Here is an 18,514-nt window from a genome sequence, read left to right as displayed (position 1 = left end):
CCGCGCGCGCCGCTCTCCTTAGCGCGTCCCGGCAGGTAGCGCTGCACCGCCTCGTGCAGCGCTGTCAACCCTCTGCTCCTGCGAGCCCTGTCACTGAATGTTGCTATCCAGAGATGCCTTCAACCAGGACTTCGAGAGTGCTCCGCCCTTCTGCGCGACGAGACGCGCGGGTTAAGCCGGCGCATCCAGTCGGAAGGCTGGAGTCCGTCGTCGAGACAGTGCAGAAGTGCGGCCTCACTCAGCGGTCCGTTGTCGGCGATCAACGCCTCTCCGTGAACCGGATGGGTGATGGCGACGTTCGTCGGCCGTCTGCGCGTTTCTATTAAATCCCGCTCCATCGCTGGGACGTCGAACACCGTAAGCAGACTGCTCCTCGAAAGGAGTCCGTATTTTTTGATGCTCGAAACCGCGCTCGGACGGATGATGTGGAAAAGGGCGGATGCATCGACGCGATTTCTTCAGGTGACAAGGTGAGCGGATCACGGTGAGTACTGGCTTGTGCATCTTTCGCAGCATCACCGTGCACAGGATGTGATGAAACAGGTTCACTGGCAGCACAGCAACCACTTCATGCATTACGGAGGCGCCGGACTCGCCATGCTCGCCCCGCAGACCATGGGGTTCATGCAAGAATTCGACGGCAGATTCAGGTTTGATGACGTCACTCGTACCAAATCTGACAAGGTACTGGTCGATCAGCTCGCGCGACGAATTTTCCCGCAGTCACACGCCAAAACTTTTTCCCAGATCTTGGCCGGAACCTGCAACGACTCTCCTGCAACGGCTTCGATATACAAGGAGGCTCGCGCCACACTTGTGTCGGAAGGTGAGTGACGATGCATTCAGCGGACGGCCCCGGTACCGTAGCCCCTATATGAGCGATACCGATATTGTGGACAGGCCGAAACAGCAAAAGCTCCTCCTGCTCGACCGTCGATGATGGGTAAGCGGTCCATCTTCGACGTCTGGCAGTGAGCGACAGTAGCGAGGACCATAGGTGTCCACCTATCTTGAGGTGGACACCTATGACTGGCATGGACTCAGAGTTGGCAGTAGTGCGTCGCAGCAGCGATGGCCGTCGCCGCTATGACGAAAAAAGTAAACGCGCCTTGATTGAGGCAGCACTTCGTCCCGGAGTATCAGTCGCCGGTCTGGCTCAGCAGCACGGCATCAACGCCAATCTGCTGCGCAAGTGGATCGCGAAGTATCTGGTGGAGCGCGAGAAAGGCATTTCGTCAGCGTCGCAGCATAATGGCAACGACGAATACAACGCGCCTCACCCCGACGAGTCGATTAATGAGGTGGCCGTCGCTCTGCCAGGGTCGCACCAACCCGTCCCCGTCGCGGTAAAGCCGTCTGCGTTCGTGTCGGTCGTTTCAGCGTCGCCGACACAAGCGTCCGCACCGCCATCGATGACACTTGCCTTGCATGTGCGTCTGTCGAACGGCGTCGAGCTTGAACTTGGCGGGGCAATTGCGACCATCGAAGAATTGACGACCATGGTCCAGATTCTGGGGAGGATGCCGTGTTCCGGTTCGACGACGATCTGAAGGTCTATCTGCACCGCGATCCCGTTGATTTCCGCTACGGCATGAATAGCCTGTCGATTCTCGTCGAGCAGTCGATGCGCCTGAATCCGATGGACACTTCGCTATACATCTTCGGAAACCGACGTCGTGACCGGATAAAGATTCTTGGCTGGGACGGCAGTGGTTTCTGGCTTCTCATAAAGCGATTGGAGAGAAGCCACTTCATCTGGCCTGACAACAAGGCTGAGATCGTGACGATGACCACCAACGTGCTGCACGCGCTACTCGACGGCGATGACATCACCGCGATACGACGGCATCCGAAGCAGGAATATCATCGCGTGAGCTGAACAGTGAGGCGGCGTGCAGGTCTAACCGCCATGCCGATCAACGTCACGATCACCGCCGAGGAATTGAAGGCGTTGCTCGCCGAGCGCGATGCTGCTCGGGCATTGCGAGAAGAACAGGAGGCCTTACGCGGCGCCTTGCGGCTTAGGACGGCAGAGCGCGATCTTGCTGAGGAGCGACTCCGAGCCTACCGTCGCGAACTGTTCGGCGCCAAGAGCGAGGCACGAGATTCTGATCAACTTGGCTTGTTCAACGAAGCCGAGGTGCTCGGCGCGAACAGCGCGCCTGCCCAAGAAGACACGCCAGAGACGACGGTTGGCGCGCACAAGCGCAAGAAGCGCGGTCACCGCAAGCCGCTTGATCCCAATCTGCCGCGCGAGGTCGTGCGGCACGAATTGCCCGAAGCCGAACGCTTTTGCACGAACGATGGGCAAGCGCTCGTCGAGATCGGCGCGGAGATCAGCGAGCAGCTCGATGTGATCCCCGAGCAGCTTCGAGTGATCCAACACCAGCGCGTTAAATATGCGTGCCCGTGCTGCGATCTCGGCATCAAGGTCACTCCAGCGCCGCCGCGCATCATTGCGCGCGGACTGTTGAGCGAAGCGGCGCTTGCATGGATCGCCACCGGCAAATATCAGTTCGGCATGCCGCTCTATCGCCAGGCCGGTTTGCTGTGTCGCTTCGGCGGAGACATCTCGTCAAACACGATCGCCGCCAGCATGGTTCGCGTTGGCCTCGCGACCCAGCCCGTGATCAACCTCATGCGCGATGCGTTGCTTGTGAACTTTCGCCGTTAAGGAGCCAAACCGTTTTCGGCATAAAGGCGCCAGGGAGCTTTCGGCGTTTAGGCGCCGCAAGTTTTTCGGCATATAGGCGCCAGTAGATTTTCGCCGTAAAGGCGCCACTGGCGTCTGAGTCGGGCGCTCGAACTCCACCAACCGCTACCCTCCCGGCACGCATTTGCTCCGGAGGGTGGCTTGAAGAGGAAGTTCGAGATGTACCAATATCGACAGGTTCTGGTGCGAATGCGCCAGGGTGACTCCGACCGGGATATCGACCGCTCGAAGATCATGGGCCGTAAGAAGCTGGCGGCCGTACGGGAGATCGCAACCGAGCGGGGGTGGCTTTCTCCGGACAACGCTCTGCCGGATGACGCGCAGCTTGCTTCAGCGTTCAGCCGAAGGGAGTTCCTGCCTGCGAGCTGTATCTCGTCGGCCGAGCCGTGGCGCGAGCAGATTGCGCAGTGGCACGACGCGGGCGTGCCCGGCACGACGATTCACAGCGCGCTGGTGCGCAACCACGGCTACGAGGGAAGCTACTCATCCGTCTACAGGCTACTTCAGCAATTGAAGGCGGAGCTCACGCCGGATGTACCGATGCGGCTGGAGTTCAAACCTGCAGAAGCCGCGCAGGTTGATTTCGGCGCAGGTCCGACCATCACGGACGCGCACACGGGCGAGGTCCACAAGACGTGGTTCTTCGTGATGACCTTGTGCTGGTCGCGGCATCAATACGTCGAGTTTGTCCGCGACCAGAGCGTCGACACATGGTTGCTATGTCATCGTCATGCCTTCGAATGGTTCAATGGCGTAGTGGGACGCGTCACCATCGATAACCCCAAGTGTGCCATCGTTAAGGCCTGTATCTACGAACCCGAAGTCCAGCGGGCCTATGCGCAATGCGCCGAAGGGTATTCGTTCAAGATCGATCCGTGTCCGCCCAGGGACCCGGCTAAAAAGGGAATTGTCGAATCGGGCGTCAAATACGTGAAGTCGAGCTTCCTTCCTCTTCGCGAATTTCGTGATCTGGACGACGCCAACCGGCAAGCGCAAGCCTGGGTGATGCAAGAGGCCAGCACCCGGACGCATGGCACGACGCGCGAGGTGCCGCTCAAGCGTTTCGAAGACGTTGAACAGGCGCTGTTGCAGCCGCTTCCCGATGTGCCGCCCGAGCTGGCAACCTGGGCGCGCGTGAAGGTCCATCGCGACGCCCATGTGCAATTCGAGCGCGCCTACTATTCCGTGCCGTTCCGGCTTGCCGGTAAAGATCTGTGGCTCAAGGCGACCGCCACCATGGTGCAGCTCTACTACGAGCACGAACCGTCGGCATCGCATGTCCGCCAGACGGCGCCAGGAACGCGTAGCACGGTGGCCGATCACATGCCGCCAGCAGCACAGGCCTGGCAACTGCACGACACCCAATGGTGCCTGAGAGAAGCGCAGCGTATCGGGCCGTCGTGCTACGCGCTTGTTCACGCGCTCTTCGGCGATCAGGTTCTCATCAAGCTGCGCGCTGTACAGGGCGTGCTGCGCTTCGCTCAGCAGTTCGGCGCGTCCCGCCTGGAGGCGGCCTGCCGTCGAGCGAATCACTTCGGTACGCCAAGCTACAAAGCCGTCAAGCTGATCCTGCAGAAAGGCCTTGATCAGTCGTGGCTGTCGACCGAGCCCATTGAATCGGGCGCGAGTACCTACACCCACGGCGGCCGCTTCTGCCGCGATACCCAGACTCTGCTTATCCATTGAACATGAATCCAATTCCCGAACTCACGTCTTCCCTTAAGCAATTGCGACTGTCCGGCATCCTCGACACGCTCGAAGCGCGCAACCGTGAAGCCATCGACCGTAAGCTCGCCTATACCGATTTCCTGACGTTGCTCATCCAGGACGAGATCGCACGGCGCGATCATCGAAAGCTCGACGCCCGCATGCGCCGCGCGAACTTCCGTGGCCAGAAGACACTGGAAGGTTTCGACTTCGACCGGCTGCCCAACCTTAATCGCGCCGTCGTCCATGATCTGGCGACCTGCCGCTTCATCGATGAGAAGGTCAGCGTGCTAATCGCCGGTCCGTGTGGAACGGGCAAAAGCCATCTGGCGCAGGCACTAGGCCACTGCGCCGCCCGGCAAGGTCACGATGTCCTGTTCATGACCCAGACCCGGCTTCTCAGCACGCTACGCAACGCGCAAGCCGTGGGCTCCTACGAACGGCGATTCCAGGCGCTTGCCAAGGTGCCGTTGCTCATCATTGACGACTTTGGACTTAAACCCATGCGCACGCCCGAAGACGAAGACTTCCACGATCTGATTGCCGAGAGGTACGAGCGTACATCGACTGTCTTAACGAGCAATTTGGATTTTACGGAATGGGGCGACGCGTTCGCGACCAACAAAATGCTCGGCGCCGCAACGCTCGATCGCCTGCGACATGCGGCATACCGCGTCGTGCTCGACGGTGAAAGCTATCGCGTCCCTCGTCCGATGCCCGAGAGCCACAAATCAACACTTGCGAAAGGAGGTAAAAACAAGGATTCTTGATCCCCGTTCGAGCCCCGAAACAGGCGCCTTTCTCTGGCGCCATTACGCCGAAAACACCCGGCTCCTTTACGGCGAAAAGCAACATTGCTCGATGCCGAACTGATCTACTGCGACGAGACGACGTTCCAGGTACTGAAAGAGAAAGGGCGCAAGCCGCAAACGAAGAGCTACCTCTGGGCGCAAATGACCAATTCAGGCATCCCCATCCGCTGCTTCAGCTATACGCCCGGACGCGGTGCCAAGCTGGCCGACAAGCTGTTCACGGGGATCCGCAAGGGCGCCGTTCTGATGACTGATGGCTACGAGCCCTACAACGACATCGCTCAACGCTACGACCTCGTGCACCTCGGATGTTGGGCACACCTAAGACGGTACTTCATCAAAGCGGAGGAGAACGTGCCGAAAGCCGCGCGTTCGCCCGATCTGCTCGCGACACGCTTCATCACGCTGATCGGCAAGCTGTTCGCTGCGGAGGCCCGCTCTAAGAAATGGGCAGCTGAGCGACGACAGCGATTGCGACGTCGATACAGCACGCGCATACTCGACGCCATCTACGCTTTAGCCCTCGCGGAGTCGCCCGGCGTCGTACCAAAAAGTTTGCTCGGGAAGGCACTGACCTATTTGCGCGAACAGTGGCCGAAGCTGATCCGCTACGTCGAGAACGGCACTTGGGCCATCTCGAATAACCCTTGCGAGAATGCGATTCGCCCATTCGTCGTTGGGCGCCGCTCATGGCTTTTTAGCGACACCGTAGCGGGGGCGAACGCAAGTGCAAACCTCTACAGTCTGATCGAAACCTGCAAAGCCGGGGGCATCGATCCCTATCGCTACCTTCACTGGTTGTTCCAACGTCTTCCTCTGACGAGGACCGTTGACGACTACGACGCGCTGCTTCCCTGGAAGATGCCCGCAGATCTCCGCTGACCCACTTCGCTATCACGCGTCACGCACTCTACCACCTTACTCTGAGCGGCGTCGTTCGTGGATCGCTTACGATGATGGTCCATTAGTCGCGCGTCGCCGCATCGTGCAGCCAAAGGCTGCGGCGACGGGGAACCGTGGCTTTGCCCCGCATCAGAGAAGGCGCTGCCGTACCTGTCCATCGGGTCAGCTCGGCGATTCATCAAGTGGCCGCTGGATCGTCTAGGAATTCCTTTCCGTTCCATGCGCTTTGGCAAATATTCACCACGCAAAGAACTTCATTCGTCCAGTTCAGGATAACTCGGTCAGAAGCTGAGGGACCAGCGTGAACAGATCGCCCACCAGACCATAATCTGCGACGCTGAAAATCGGCGCTTCCGCATCCTTGTTGATCGCCACAATCACCTTCGAGTCTTTCATCCCGGCCAGATGCTGGATTGCACCCGAGATGCCGACCGCCACGTACAGTTGCGGTGCGACGATCTTGCCGGTCTGGCCGACCTGATAGTCGTTCGGCACGAAGCCCGCATCGACGGCTGCGCGTGATGCGCCCAGCGCGGCGTTCAGCTTGTCGGCCAGCGGTTCCAGAACCTTGGTGTAGTTCTCGCCGTTGCCCAGACCGCGGCCACCCGAGACGATGATCTTCGCCGACGTCAGCTCCGGACGGTCGAGCTTCGTCACTTCACGGCTGACGAACTGCGACAGGCCGGTGTCGGCTGCGGCTTCGATCTTCTCGACCGAAGCGCCGCCGCCTTCTGCTGCGACTGCATCGAAACCGGTCGTGCGGACCGTGATGACCTTGATCGGGTCTTGAGATTGAACAGTAGCGATCGCGTTACCGGCGTAGATCGGACGCTCGAACGTGTCCGGGCTATCGACAGCCGTGATGTCGCTGATCTGCGCAACGTCGAGCTTCGCGGCAATACGCGGGGCGATGTTCTTGCCGTAAGCCGTCGCCGGCGCGAAGATGTGCGTGTAGTCCTTCGCGATGTTCAGCACCGTCGCTTCGACATTTTCTGCCAGCCCTGCTGCGAGTTGCGGCGCGTCGGCGAGCAGGACCTTCGAAACACCTGCGATCTTTGCTGCTGCATCCGCTGCCGCCTGTGCGTTGTGGCCTGCGACCAGCACGTGGATATCGCCACCAACCTTCTGCGCGGCTGCAATCGTGTTCAGCGTTGCCGCCTTGATCGACGCGTTATCGTGTTCTGCTATTACCAGATTCGTCATTTCGTCCGTCTCCTTACAGCACCTTGGCTTCGGTCTTCAGCTTCTCGACCAGCGTCTTCACATCCGGCACCTTCACACCGGCGGAGCGCTTCGGCGGCTCGACGACTTTCAGCGTCTTCAGGCGCGGCGTCACATCCACGCCGAGGTCTTCCGGCTTGATGACTTCCAGCGGCTTCTTCTTCGCCTTCATGATGTTCGGCAGCGTCACGTAGCGCGGCTCGTTCAGGCGCAGGTCGGTGGTGACCACAGCCGGCAGCGACAGCGACAGCGTTTCAGCGCCGCCGTCCACTTCACGCGACACCGTCGCCTTACCATCAGCGACCACAACCTTCGAGGCAAACGTGGCTTGCGGCAGATTCGCCAGCGCAGCCAGCATCTGGCCGGTCTGGTTCGAATCGTCATCAATGGCCTGCTTGCCGAGGATGACCAGCCCAGGCTGTTCCTTGTCGACCAGCGCCTTGAGCAGCTTGGCCACCGCCAGCGGCTGCAGTTCTTCATTCGACTCGATCAGGATCGCGCGGTCCGCGCCGATCGCCAGCGCCGTGCGCAGCGTTTCCTGCGCCTGCGTCACACCCGCCGACACGGCGATCACTTCCGTCGCCAAGCCTGCTTCACGCAGACGCACTGCTTCTTCAACCGCGATTTCATCGAACGGATTCATCGACATCTTCACGTTCGCGATGTCGACGCCCGTGCTATCCGATTTCACACCGACCTTCACATTGGCATCCACTACGCGTTTCACTGGTATGAGAATTTTCATCGTCTTCAGGGTTCGTTCACTAAATATACTTGACGCACCCAGTCAATCCGCACTGATCGATCATCGAAAGCGTATCTGGTCGGCTTGCGACCCTATCTACCCTGTCTCAGCGAAAGCACGTTTGCGAGAGGGTCAAGTCCAACTATCTTCGATGCCTATCCAGAGCTGCATACAGGCATTCGGCGAGGGCCACAATCCTACATCCCCAGATCCGCCAAGGGATGCCTCCCGACACGGCAGGGCGTCGAAAAGAATTTCCGGACGATCGCTGGATTGACGTCCTTCAAGGTCTGGAACATCCAGCATGGCTCGCTATCCTCATCGATCAGTCGAGCACGGACACCCTCGCAGAAATCGCCGACTTCGATGGCCCGGATGGCAATATCGAACTCCATACGAAAACAGTCGGCCAATGTCATTTGCCGTCCTCGTAATAGTGCCTCACGTGTCACATTGAGCATGAGCGGCGAACAAGCAAGCAGCGCATCCAGCGTCTCCTGCAACCAGACGTGCGCACGCTCCGATTGATCACACGTTATTGCACACTCGATCGAATCCACGATCTCTTCGGCTGAAAACTTCGCAGCGAAGTGCCCACGAATGAGCGGCAGAAACTCTGCCAACCTGGGAGGTGCGACGGGTGTTGTTGGTGAAACGAATACATCCTTGATGCTCTGCCGTACATCGCTCAGATCAAGCATCCCAAGTCGCTTCTCAAAACCTTGCAGCGACCAGGCGGGCGCATAGGCGTCGGCCAGTCCGAAAGCGACCGCGTCTGCACCATCGACACTCTGTCCCGTAAGCCCGACATAAAGTTCCAGTTCGACCGGCAAGTCCGCCAGAAATCGTGTCGCTCCGACGTCGGGGATGAAGCCAATGCGTGTTTCGGGCATGGCGATGCGCGTCCGTTCGGTCACGATGCGTAAGGAAGCAGCCTGAGCCAGCCCCATCCCACCGCCCATGGTTGCGCCATCCATCAGGGCCACAACAGGTTTGTGAAACCGGTGCAGCGCATAGTCGAGCCGGTATTCGTCGACAAAGAACTGCCGCCAGTTCCCGATCCCGGTCATCGCATCCCGATAGAGCGAGCGAACATCGCTGCCCGCACAAAAGCCATTCGCGCCGGCCCCTTCCAGCACGACAGCAACCACATTGCGATCGGTGCGGCAGCATTCGATCAGCGATGCAAAGTTCTGAACCATTTCATGCGAGAGCGCATTCAATGTGGAAGGACGATTGAGCGTGATGATCGCAACGTGGTTGATCAGGCGGAACTCGATCGCTTTCCCACGCGACACCTGGGACGTCTCGCTGGCGCGGTAACAAAACGCAGCTTCGTCGGCTTCAACTACTTCGCTCATGGCCAAGCTCTCCTCGCCTACAAAGTTATTTCTGGGACGGAACACTAGGCAGAGGAGTCGGGCGGCTTATAGCGATCGGGGAAATACAGGCGCACCACTTCCCCATCCTGTTGGAGCGCATGGCAGCCCCCCAGCGGAGTGGACCGTCGTTCCGCCGCCTTGGCGGGGTCGTATTTCTCGAAGCTGCGGAACTCCGACCAGATCGCCTGATAAGCGACGGTGGCAATAACCGGCAGAAGTTCGGTCAGATGCGTACAGCCCAAACGTTCCCGGAACATCCGCTTCACCAGAGCATTGAAGCCGGGCCCGATGGTCAGTCCGACAAGCTTGCTGTATTGAGGTGCAATATCACCGCACACCTTGTACGGCCCATGAATCGTGCGTGCCTCCGCCTCGGTGATTCGGAAATCCGAGGCCACACGGAGGCGCACAAGCATCTGGTGGATCGGATGGCCTGTCGGCAGCACGCCTTGATCACCCACGTCGAATGGCTGGGATTTGGTGTCCGTCAGCATGCCCTCGAGCTCGACAGAGCCGTCTTCGCACAAGTATGCTTCACACGTGATGCAACGCGAATGGAGATGCTTCCGCTCAGTTGTCATCGTAGACACCTGTCAGACGGCAGCCAATCTGGGTTTGCTTCGAGGCGCCCGGTCCCGAGGCGCGGCTGTGCATCCGGAATCGGGTGGACTCCAATCCGGGTTAGGCGAAGCAGCGAGATTTTCCACGTATCACCTTGCCGGACATAGCATTCTTCGTAGTGTCCGTAGCCGCGGAAGCCCCGGCTGCCCGGAGCTTCGACCACTTCATCACTGTCCTGCCACTCCAGATGATCCTCCATCGCCCAAATGACCTTGGCCTCGTCGGCGCCGACGAGTTCGATCTCGCCCATGTGGCAATGATGGACAGAGACAACATCCGCCAGTCGACGCGAGATCCCCTCGATGAACGTGTCGAGATCCGCTCTGTCCGGGGCTGATCCCAACCCTTCAAATCTGCAATCGGCGGTGAATAACGTTCGCAGGCGATACCACTGCTTTGTGTCGACGAAGCGGCAATACCGCGCCTTGGTCATTTGAATGGCGTTCACCGCCATTAGATACGCCAGCTTTGCATCATCTTCCTGGTTCATGCGCGACCTCCACAGTCCTAAGCAATGCGCGTCGTTGAAAACTGAAATACCTCGTCGACGAGCTAAACGTGAGTGTCGTGGTCGAGGACACAAGCGATGGCTCATGACGTCCAGCGCGATGTGAAAACCATTCCTGTCCGAACTGCAGCGCTTCATCAAATACTTCGCTCGCGCCCTTCCCAGTATGGCTCGCGCAGCACCCGCTTGAGAATTTTGCCGTAATTGGCCCGTGGAAAATCATCAACGAATTTCACGTCGCTCACTCGCTGAAACTTACCGAGGCGATAGTTGCCCCACTCCTTGAGTTCAACTGCATCGATCCAATGGCCCTGCCGCAGGATAACCAGAACGATCGGGGTTTCACCCCATTTTGCATGCGGAATCCCGATAGCCGCAGCTTCGGCCACTGCGGGGTGCTGCATGAAAACTTCCTCAATATCCGATGCGAACACGTTGATGCCGCCAGAGATGATCATGTCTTTCACTCGGCCGTTCACGAAGAAAAAACCTTCCGTGTCCATGTATCCGATATCGCCGCTTCGCAGATAAGTGCGGCCATGCGGACCCTTCCAGACGATATCTGCGGTGCGCTGCGGGTCGCCAAGATATCCCTTCATAAGCCCAGCGCTCCAGCCGGCAAGTTCGCCTTGCTCTCCGGGTGGCAGTTCCCTGCCTTCTGGATCGATTACGCAAATATCACCTCCGAACACCGGTTTGCCAACGGTGGAACTTCTGCCGTGCGCGCGATCCTCCGGATATGCGAGCGTGCACCACCCCTCGGACATCCCGTAGATCTCGTACATGCGGGCGCTCGGGAAGGTCTTCGCCATGGCTGCTGCTGTCTGGCTGGTCATCGGCGCACCACCATAGAGAATGCCCTTCAGCGATGAAACGTCATATTCGGGTGACGCACGCTCCACGATCCCGATGCACTGAGTGGGAACCAGGAATGCATGGGTGACCCGCTCGCGCGACACCAGCTCCAGCCAGGCTTGAGGGGTCAGCTTGCGGGCGAGAACTACTGTGCCGCCAAGGTACAGCGCTGGAAGGAGAGTGATCCAGGTTCCATTTGTGTACAGCGGAGTTGCGCAGAGCGCCACACTGTAGGGGTCCATTCGCAGGGCGGGACCGCAGCCCAGCGAATAGAAGTGGCGCGCTGCGTGCGTATGCTCGCTGCCTTTCGGAACACCAGTAGTCCCGGAGCTGTAGAGCACCGTCATCGTATCGGACAGCTTCAGATCCGGAAAGTACTCTGCCTCGGAACCGGTCTCGACCAGTTCGACGTATGATTGCCAGCCATCAACCGCGCTAGACTCCGCGTAGAAGATATCCGGCTTATTCCGCACGGCGCCCCGGACTGCATCGACCGCGCTAGCGAGCTCGCTGTCGACGAATATGAAACGCGGCGCAGCGTTATCGATCATGGCCGGCAGCGAATCAGCAGCCATCATGACATTCAGTGGCGAGACCACACCCCCGGCCTTAATCGTGCCCCAGATCAACTCGAAGGCCGCCATAGAGTTCTGCATGAAGAAGCATACGCGGTCCCCTTTTTGGAGTCCGGCTCGCACGAGTGCATTGGCGACCTTGTTCGTACGAAGGTGAAACTCACGCCAGTTCAGGCGATCGTCGCCGCAGACGACAGCCGTTTTGACACCATGGAATCTGGCATTGTGGCGGATTACGTCCGGGAACAGGATGTCGGGCTGGTCTAGAATGCTGGTCATGGTTTCACCGTCCCTTGAACATAGGTTGCCGTTTCTCGAGGAAGGCGGACATGCCTTCCTTGTAATCCTGGGTGGTGAACGAAAGGCCTTCGAGTGCCAAACTGGTATCCAGCACCATATTCACGCGTTCGATCAACACCTTGTTGATCGCGGCCTTCGTCCATCGAATGGCATACATCGCTCCCGACGCGAGGCGGGTAGCTAGCCCCTCCACTGCTGCGTCATAAGTTGCGTCGTCGTAGACGTGGTTGATGAGGCCGATGCGTTCCGCCTCGCGGGCAGGGATGAGTTCACCGAGCATCAGATACTCCTTCGCGCGGCTGAGGCTGACTTGAAGTGGCCAGACCACGGCGCCACCGTCTCCTGCCACGGCTCCCACCGACACGTGGGGATCGCCGATCCGCGCGCGCTCATGCGCGACGATGATGTCGCAATGCAATGCAATCGAAGCAGCAAGGCCGCAACAATCGCCGTTGAGCGCGGCGATGACCGGCTGCGGGACGCTCACCAGGTTCCGGATCATCCGCAGGCCCGCGCGAGTCGTCGCGCCGCCTGGAAGCCCCTTGTGGTATTCGTCGTTGGCAACGCTGCGAAGATCACCACCGGAAGAAAATACATTGCCCGCGCCGGTAAGCACCACCACTCGTACGTCCTCCCGGTGCACGAGGTCGGCGAAGAATTCCTCAAGCTCCTCGTGCATTGCAGCGTCGATGAGGTTGAGCCGATGGCCGGGGGCCAAAACGCAACGCAGGATACCGTTGCTCTCCGATATCCCCAAGGACGAGTACTGTCTATTGCTCTTCATATCTGCTCCTTTCCGGTGACGCATTCAACAATCGTTCGACCAGCAACCTTTTCCTGCCATATAGTTGGCCTCCGGATCAATACAAACTGATCGGCCTTCTGAGACGTAACTGCGGACTTCTTCTAGCGCCATCACCATGTCGACGATGGATGGACCATCCCGCATTGGTTCGTCATCCGAACGGCCTATCATGCACATGAAACCATTTTTCGGCTTGTACGAACGGCTTTCAGGTTCAGTGCAACGCTGCGCTTGTTTCGCTTCGTCCAGATGAAAGGGAAATCTTCTTCCTTCGGATGCGGCGGATAAACGCCTATTTCCACAGAGGACACTTCGACTGCGCCTTCGTGGTGAACGCTTCCTCCGCGGGCACGCGCTCCACGATCTTGTAGTAATCCCACGGGTAATGAGACTCCGCTGGCGTCTTAACCTGCATGAGATACATCTCGTGGATCATCCGGCCGTCCTCGCGAATCCTTCCGTTTTTTGCGTACATGTCGTTGATCGGCATCGACTTCATGGCTGCCATCACCTTGTCGCCATCATCCGACCTAGTTTCCTTCACAGCGGCAAGATAGTGAGAAGCTGCAGAGTACTGCGCGGCTTGGGTTCCCGCCGGCATCTTTTTCATCTTCTCGAAGAAGCGTTTTGACCAGGAACGGGACTCTGGCGAGATGTCCCAGTACCAGTTTTCCGTCAGGTACAAGCCTTGGGCCGTAGGGAGGCCGAGGGAGTACACGTCTCCAATGAACAGGTTTAGCCCCGCCACCCGCATGCTCCGCATAAGGCCGAATTCCTTTGCACTCTTGATTGCGTTAACCGCGTCGGAGCCAGCGTTCGCCAGAGCCAGAACCTGCGCCCCAGAACCTTGGGCTTGAAGCATGATCGACGAAAAGTCAGGGAGGTTCGCAGGATGCCTGACCACTCCGATGACTTTTCCGCCGTTGGCCCGCAGTACTTCGGAGGTGTCGCTAACGGTGGATGCGCCGAATGCCGTATCAAGCGCAACAAAAAACCAGGACTTCAGGCCTTGCTTAACAAGCGCGGCACTGCCGACTTTTGCTAATGCAACTGTGTCATAAGCATAGTGCACGGTGTACGGCGAGCAGTCCTCGTTTGTTAGTCTCGCACTGCCAGCGCCGTTCACTATCAGCGGCTTTTTCTTTTCCTTGGCGACTTGTGCCATCCCGAGCACGGCTGCCGACGCGCCACCCGCGAAGATGACGTCAACACCACGCGTGTCGATCCATTCGCGGGCCTTTGAGACCGCGAGATCCGTCCTGTTCTGATGGTCCGCAACCAGAAGTTCGATCCTCTTGCCGTCAATGGTGCCGCCGGCATCGGCGATGGCCATGCGGATAGCCTCGACTCCTCCCGGACCATCTACGTCCATGTAGGGTCCAGAGAGATCGGTAAGCACCGCTATTCTGATGACATTTTCCGAGATTTGGGCCATGCAGGGAAACGTCACGCCCAGCACCAATGCGGCGATAGCATTCCTGATCCCGTAAATCATTTTGTCTCCTTTATCTCTTTTTTTACATCATGCCGACGGCGGCTTCAGTATGATCTTGGAAGTCCCAGGTTATGCTGAGCGATATGGTTCAAGACCATTTCCCGGCTGACCGGGGCGGTTTGCTGAACCCGGGCCACAAACCATAAGTCACCCAGTCCGAATTCCTGCGAGAAACCGTTGCCTCCGTGAGTCTGGATAGCACGGTCCAATGCAAACACTGCGGTGTCTGAAGCAGTCAGCTTCGCGATGTTTGAAGCGTCCCCGGCATCCCGCCCCGCGTCGTAGAGTTGCGCGGCTCGCTGGGTCGCCATCTTCGATAGCTGCAGACGCGCGTAGGCTTCAGCCAGCGGATGAGCAACGGCTTGATGCGCGCCGATAGGCGTCTTCCATACTTTTCGCACTTTGGCATACTCGCAGGCCTTGGTAAGGGCGTATGTGGTCAGCCCATTACAGAGTGCCGCCACTGCAATGCGTTCTGGGTTGAGACCCGTGAAAACATTTCTCAAACCTTCGCCCTCCGCGCCGATTAAGGCATCGACCGGAAGCTCGACGTCATCAAAGAAGACGCTAGCCTGCCGTTCCGGCACAATTAGCTCCGTCGGGAGATTCTGAAGGGTCACGCCCTTCAGATGCTTCGGCACTAGAAAGAGTGATAGTTTTCCACGACCGGTAGCCTCGTCAACGCCGGTTCGGGCTACGACCAGCAAGGCGTCGGCCACTTCTGCCTCGGTGATGTAGTACTTCGAGCCGCTTAGCCTCCACCCGCCATTCGCAGTCTTGACCGCATTGGTTTTCAGATTGTGAGTGTTCGTTCCGGCGTCAGGCTCTGTAATCGCAAAGGCCAAGCGCTTCTGTCCAGTAGCGATTGCAGGTAGAATTTCCCTTTTCTGTGCTTCGGTCGCATGTTTCGAAAGCACAAAGACGATAATCGGCAGTACGACAAATGAAGTCATTGGGCATCCCTGCGCAGCGGTGGCCTCCAGGACGATCGCGAGTTCTTCAACGCCCTGTCCGCTCCCGCCGTATTCCTCAGGGACTGAGATACCCAAGTAGCCCGCTTCGGCTAGGTTCTGCCAAAGTTCGCGTGCTTCCTCGCCGCGCCGTCCGGCCTTGGCGAATGCAGCATGGCCGTATGCTCGCGTGATCTTTGCAACGCTATCGTAAATTTGCTGATGTTCAGCACTGGTTTCAATCAGGTTGGAGTTCAAGTCAAGCTCCCATCTTGAGGGTTATGCGCGCCTGGGCGATGAGCGCTTCTTCGTTCCGGACCTCGATCTGCAGTTCCACATGCTCCGTACCTGCCACCGTCTGACGCGAGAGAACTCTCCCACTGGTACGCAAAGTGGTGCCGATTGGCGCAGGTGTGAACATTCGCAGCACCCGCCGCTTCAGCACGCCGTCGAAATTTGCCCATTCCAGCGCCACCCGGTCCATCAGCCCGCAGTAATAACCGGTGTTCGGATAAGGATTTAACACGCCCTGCGACTTGGCGTAGTCGGGATCGTGGTGTCCCGGGAAGTAATCTCGAGTAGCGGCCGTCAATTGCGTGCACAAGGTCCACGTCACAGGAATGCTCAAGGCCGGGATGGGCCTCTCGCTGTCGGTCGGAACTATCTCTGAGGCTGGCTGCTGCACTTTCTGGCTATCAGCAGCCTTGCCAGTCCCGCTTTTGTACCGCAGCATGACGTTGCGGTACTTCGCGACTTCCTGGTTTTCCTGATTGGTGACCACCGTGTCCGCGGTAACGAAGTAGCCTCTTCCCAGCGCAGTCATTTTTTCGTCGGAAATCGCGGCGATGCGGTCCACGTAGGTCAGCTTGTCGCCGACACCGATCTGCTGCAGGTAATCGCAGGCAAACTCGACGTTCACCAATGTATCGGTGGGACATGGCACTTCGACTGTGGCAGGAAACCCGTGCTCGGGCCGGCCATAAGGATTCCAGGGTGCCGGCCATCGCCAGGCTGTCAGAGTCGCAGGAGGGGCGATCGGTCGGCCAAACTTCTGCGTCGCTGCCTCAATATCCCAATAGAGGGGGTTCGGGTCTTCCAACATGGCGCAAAAATCGGCGATGCGGCTGAGCTCCACGGGAAATGGGGCGTGAATCACGAATTCGCGTCCCACCCAATCCGGCAAATCGTCGCCGCTTCCCGTTCGGGTATAACTCGCTGCAGAAGCGTAATCGGCTCCCATTACTAGGTCTCCTTAGTTTAATTAGTATGCAACCAGTTCAATGCTCGGCAGCCAGAATGAGACCGCTAGTCGGGGGCCCGGTGCCGGCGGTCACCAGAACGTGATTGACATCGGACACCTGGTTGACTGCGGCGCCTCGAATCTGACGCACCGCTTCCGCGATGCCGTTCATACCGTGCAGGTAGGCTTCCCCCAACTGCCCGCCGTTCATGTTCATCGGCAGTTCACCAGTTAGGTCAAAAGTGTGCCCCTTCACGAAGTCCTTGGCCTCGCCTCGTTCGCAGAACCCCAGTTCTTCCAGCTGCATCAATACCAAGGGTGTGAAGTGGTCATAGATGATCGCAGCGTCAATGTCAGACGGCTTGAGCTTCGACTGTGCCCACAACTGCCTCGCCACAACTCCCATCTCCGCTAGTCCAGTCAGGTCATCACGGTAAAAGCTGGTCATCGGGTGCTGTTGCGGCGCTGAGCCCTGAGCCGATGCGACAATCCTGGCCGGTTTATGCTGCAGGGTACGAGCATGGTCCAAGGTCGTGACCACAAGCGCCTGGCCGCCATCCGTCTCCTGGCAGCAATCGAGCAGCCGCAAGGGATGGGAGATCCAGCGCGATTGCTGGTGATCCTCCAAAGTGATCGGCCGGCCGTAGAAGTGCGCCTTCGGATTCGTCGCCGCGTACTTCCTGCTGGAGACCGCAACATGCCCAAACGACTCCGACGTCGCTCCATATACATGCATGTAGCGCTGAGCAAAGAGGGCCACCCAACTGGCTGGAGTCTTCAGACCATACGGGGCGACCCAGCCGTAGCGCAACGATTCGGTGGTTACCGCCTGGGTTTCTGCCATGACTCCCGAACCCAGTCGTAGCCCCGACCGCTCGTTGAACGCACGATAGCAGACGACGACTTTAGCAACACCGCTCGTCACTGCAAGCGCCGCCTGCTGAATCGTAGCGCAGGCGGCACCACCCCCGTAGTGGATGCGACTAAAGAACGTCAGATCCTTCATGCCGAGCGCCTGTGCGATATAGACTTCCGGATTGGTGTCCATCGAGTACGTTACAAGTCCATCCACTTCTGTCGGCGCGATGCCGGCATCGTCGAGGGCCGCCTTGACTGCTTCAACTGCAAGACGCCATTCGCTGACACCCGACTTCTTGGTAAAAGCTGTTGCCCCGATTCCGGCAATCGCTGCTTGTGATATGTCCATATTTCGCTCTGTTCTCAGCTCTCCCGCCGCACGCGGAAGACGGGCAACGTGAGGTCTCCCTCACAGTCCATGAATTCAAGCATGGCGGGCATGCCAATCCGAAGTTCGTCGAAGTTCGCATCGACCAGTTCCGCCACGAGACGGGTTCCCTCATCGAGGGCGACCAGCCCTACCGCATAGGGCTTTGTGAAGGGCGTCACAAGGGGGGCGTACACCACCGTGTAGCTTAGGAGTGTTCCGTTGCCAGCCGATTCGACCGTGTCCCACTCGAACGAATAGCAGTGAGGACACGAAGGCATCGGCGGATGGCGCAACTTCCCGCAATTGCAACAGCGCTGGATCGCCAACTTGTGCTCGCGTGCAGCATTCCAGAAAAACTCAGTATCCATGGTCATTACCGGATGCGGGCGCACCGGCCTGACCTCCTGATTCGTTTCGTCTTTCATTCGCTCCTCGACTTCATCGCACAACATGA

The 18,514-nt window shown here is 58.6% G+C and carries 18 protein-coding genes and 2 pseudogenes; 7 read left to right on the top strand and 13 right to left on the bottom strand.

Annotated elements, in window-relative coordinates:
- Nucleotides 1-119: 119 nt before the first annotated feature.
- On the bottom strand, nt 120-425 hold the full coding sequence (locus ACAX43_RS32610) for a hypothetical protein (RefSeq protein WP_370712450.1): 306 nt from the start codon (nt 423-425) through the stop codon (nt 120-122).
- 109 nt (nt 426-534) lie between these two features.
- On the opposite strand from ACAX43_RS32610, the gene ACAX43_RS32605 reads away from it, so the two are divergent.
- The 7 genes and pseudogenes from ACAX43_RS32605 to ACAX43_RS32575 form a co-directional block, all read left to right on the top strand.
- Complete coding sequence (locus ACAX43_RS32605) at nt 535-834, top strand: hypothetical protein (protein ID WP_370712436.1); 300 nt, start codon at nt 535-537, stop codon at nt 832-834.
- Nucleotides 835-1,025: 191 nt separating this feature from the next.
- Nucleotides 1,026-1,550 carry a transposase gene (locus ACAX43_RS32600; protein ID WP_370712435.1) on the top strand — a complete coding sequence of 175 codons (525 nt, stop codon included), beginning with the start codon at nt 1,026-1,028 and terminating at the stop codon, nt 1,548-1,550.
- Nucleotides 1,526-1,879: an IS66 family insertion sequence element accessory protein TnpB gene (gene tnpB / locus ACAX43_RS32595; protein WP_045463971.1), complete on the top strand. Its 354-nt coding sequence runs from the start codon at nt 1,526-1,528 to the stop codon at nt 1,877-1,879. Before ACAX43_RS32600 ends, tnpB begins: the two co-directional genes overlap by 25 nt.
- Before the next feature lie 30 nt (nt 1,880-1,909).
- Nucleotides 1,910-2,656, top strand: a pseudogene (locus ACAX43_RS32590) (IS66 family transposase zinc-finger binding domain-containing protein); the annotation flags it as partial.
- A 216-nt stretch (nt 2,657-2,872) separates the two neighbouring features.
- Nucleotides 2,873-4,399 carry an IS21 family transposase gene (istA, locus tag ACAX43_RS32585; RefSeq protein ID WP_370712434.1) on the top strand — a complete coding sequence of 509 codons (1,527 nt, stop codon included), beginning with the start codon at nt 2,873-2,875 and terminating at the stop codon, nt 4,397-4,399.
- Between the two features lie 2 nt (nt 4,400-4,401).
- Nucleotides 4,402-5,190, top strand: a complete 789-nt coding sequence (gene istB, locus ACAX43_RS32580) for an IS21-like element helper ATPase IstB (protein WP_370712433.1) — start codon at nt 4,402-4,404, stop codon at nt 5,188-5,190.
- Nucleotides 5,191-5,274: 84 nt separating this feature from the next.
- Nucleotides 5,275-6,114, top strand: a pseudogene (locus ACAX43_RS32575) (IS66 family transposase); the annotation flags it as partial.
- Nucleotides 6,115-6,402: 288 nt separating this feature from the next.
- On the opposite strand, the gene ACAX43_RS32570 reads toward ACAX43_RS32575, so the two are convergent.
- The 12 genes from ACAX43_RS32570 to ACAX43_RS32515 all read right to left on the bottom strand — a co-directional run bounded on the left by ACAX43_RS32570 (nt 6,403) and on the right by ACAX43_RS32515 (nt 18,485).
- The gene (locus tag ACAX43_RS32570; protein WP_370712432.1) at nt 6,403-7,338 is read right to left on the bottom strand and encodes an electron transfer flavoprotein subunit alpha/FixB family protein; all 936 of its coding nucleotides are present in this window, start codon (nt 7,336-7,338) and stop codon (nt 6,403-6,405) included.
- Between the two features lie 13 nt (nt 7,339-7,351).
- On the bottom strand, nt 7,352-8,101 hold the full coding sequence (locus ACAX43_RS32565; RefSeq protein ID WP_370712431.1) for an electron transfer flavoprotein subunit beta/FixA family protein: 750 nt from the start codon (nt 8,099-8,101) through the stop codon (nt 7,352-7,354).
- A 197-nt stretch (nt 8,102-8,298) separates the two neighbouring features.
- A complete protein-coding gene (locus ACAX43_RS32560; protein WP_370712430.1) occupies nt 8,299-9,462 on the bottom strand; it encodes an enoyl-CoA hydratase/isomerase family protein in 1,164 nt (387 codons plus the stop codon).
- Between the two features lie 44 nt (nt 9,463-9,506).
- On the bottom strand, nt 9,507-10,064 hold the full coding sequence (locus tag ACAX43_RS32555) for a DUF2889 domain-containing protein (protein ID WP_370712429.1): 558 nt from the start codon (nt 10,062-10,064) through the stop codon (nt 9,507-9,509).
- Nucleotides 10,061-10,594, bottom strand: coding sequence for a nuclear transport factor 2 family protein (locus ACAX43_RS32550; protein WP_370712428.1), 534 nt, complete (start codon nt 10,592-10,594; stop codon nt 10,061-10,063). The genes ACAX43_RS32555 and ACAX43_RS32550 overlap by 4 nt, the downstream gene beginning before the upstream one ends.
- A 155-nt stretch (nt 10,595-10,749) precedes the next feature.
- Entirely contained in the window at nt 10,750-12,321 is a 1,572-nt protein-coding gene (locus tag ACAX43_RS32545; RefSeq protein ID WP_370712427.1) for a class I adenylate-forming enzyme family protein, read from the bottom strand.
- 4 nt (nt 12,322-12,325) lie between these two features.
- Nucleotides 12,326-13,126 carry an enoyl-CoA hydratase/isomerase family protein gene (locus tag ACAX43_RS32540; protein ID WP_370712426.1) on the bottom strand — a complete coding sequence of 267 codons (801 nt, stop codon included), beginning with the start codon at nt 13,124-13,126 and terminating at the stop codon, nt 12,326-12,328.
- Nucleotides 13,127-13,439: 313 nt separating this feature from the next.
- Entirely contained in the window at nt 13,440-14,642 is a 1,203-nt protein-coding gene (locus tag ACAX43_RS32535) for an ABC transporter substrate-binding protein (RefSeq protein ID WP_370712425.1), read from the bottom strand.
- 44 nt (nt 14,643-14,686) lie between these two features.
- Nucleotides 14,687-15,850 (bottom strand): acyl-CoA dehydrogenase family protein, encoded by a 1,164-nt coding sequence (locus tag ACAX43_RS32530; RefSeq protein ID WP_370712424.1) that lies wholly within the window; start codon nt 15,848-15,850, stop codon nt 14,687-14,689.
- 1 nt (nt 15,851) lies between these two features.
- Complete coding sequence (locus ACAX43_RS32525) at nt 15,852-16,832, bottom strand: MaoC family dehydratase N-terminal domain-containing protein (RefSeq protein WP_370712423.1); 981 nt, start codon at nt 16,830-16,832, stop codon at nt 15,852-15,854.
- Between the two features lie 37 nt (nt 16,833-16,869).
- Nucleotides 16,870-18,039, bottom strand: coding sequence for a lipid-transfer protein (locus ACAX43_RS32520; RefSeq protein ID WP_370712422.1), 1,170 nt, complete (start codon nt 18,037-18,039; stop codon nt 16,870-16,872).
- Between the two features lie 14 nt (nt 18,040-18,053).
- Entirely contained in the window at nt 18,054-18,485 is a 432-nt protein-coding gene (locus tag ACAX43_RS32515) for a Zn-ribbon domain-containing OB-fold protein (protein ID WP_370712421.1), read from the bottom strand.
- Between the last annotated feature and the right edge of the window lie 29 nt (nt 18,486-18,514).

This window comes from Paraburkholderia sp. IW21 (assembly GCF_041321145.1).
In the GTDB taxonomy this organism is placed as follows: Bacteria; Pseudomonadota; Gammaproteobacteria; order Burkholderiales; family Burkholderiaceae; genus Paraburkholderia.
Note: the sequence above shows the minus strand (reverse complement) of the source record. Positions and strands in the feature narration are given on the sequence as shown.

What these genes read in the sequence shown, in the direction of transcription:
- ACAX43_RS32605 (WP_370712436.1), top strand. Translation starts at nt 535, where the DNA reads ATGAAACAGGTTCACTGGCAGCACAGCAACCACTTCATGCATTACGGA.
- ACAX43_RS32525 (WP_370712423.1), bottom strand. Translation starts at nt 16,832, where the DNA reads ATGGGAGCCGATTACGCTTCTGCAGCGAGTTATACCCGAACGGGAAGC.
- ACAX43_RS32600 (WP_370712435.1), top strand. Translation starts at nt 1,026, where the DNA reads ATGACTGGCATGGACTCAGAGTTGGCAGTAGTGCGTCGCAGCAGCGAT.
- ACAX43_RS32550 (WP_370712428.1), bottom strand. Translation starts at nt 10,594, where the DNA reads ATGAACCAGGAAGATGATGCAAAGCTGGCGTATCTAATGGCGGTGAAC.
- istA (WP_370712434.1), top strand. Translation starts at nt 2,873, where the DNA reads ATGTACCAATATCGACAGGTTCTGGTGCGAATGCGCCAGGGTGACTCC.
- ACAX43_RS32555 (WP_370712429.1), bottom strand. Translation starts at nt 10,064, where the DNA reads ATGACAACTGAGCGGAAGCATCTCCATTCGCGTTGCATCACGTGTGAA.
- ACAX43_RS32570 (WP_370712432.1), bottom strand. Translation starts at nt 7,338, where the DNA reads ATGACGAATCTGGTAATAGCAGAACACGATAACGCGTCGATCAAGGCG.
- ACAX43_RS32545 (WP_370712427.1), bottom strand. Translation starts at nt 12,321, where the DNA reads ATGACCAGCATTCTAGACCAGCCCGACATCCTGTTCCCGGACGTAATC.
- istB (WP_370712433.1), top strand. Translation starts at nt 4,402, where the DNA reads ATGAATCCAATTCCCGAACTCACGTCTTCCCTTAAGCAATTGCGACTG.
- ACAX43_RS32535 (WP_370712425.1), bottom strand. Translation starts at nt 14,642, where the DNA reads ATGATTTACGGGATCAGGAATGCTATCGCCGCATTGGTGCTGGGCGTG.
- ACAX43_RS32520 (WP_370712422.1), bottom strand. Translation starts at nt 18,039, where the DNA reads ATGGACATATCACAAGCAGCGATTGCCGGAATCGGGGCAACAGCTTTT.
- ACAX43_RS32515 (WP_370712421.1), bottom strand. Translation starts at nt 18,485, where the DNA reads ATGAAAGACGAAACGAATCAGGAGGTCAGGCCGGTGCGCCCGCATCCG.
- ACAX43_RS32560 (WP_370712430.1), bottom strand. Translation starts at nt 9,462, where the DNA reads ATGAGCGAAGTAGTTGAAGCCGACGAAGCTGCGTTTTGTTACCGCGCC.
- ACAX43_RS32540 (WP_370712426.1), bottom strand. Translation starts at nt 13,126, where the DNA reads ATGAAGAGCAATAGACAGTACTCGTCCTTGGGGATATCGGAGAGCAAC.
- ACAX43_RS32565 (WP_370712431.1), bottom strand. Translation starts at nt 8,101, where the DNA reads ATGAAAATTCTCATACCAGTGAAACGCGTAGTGGATGCCAATGTGAAG.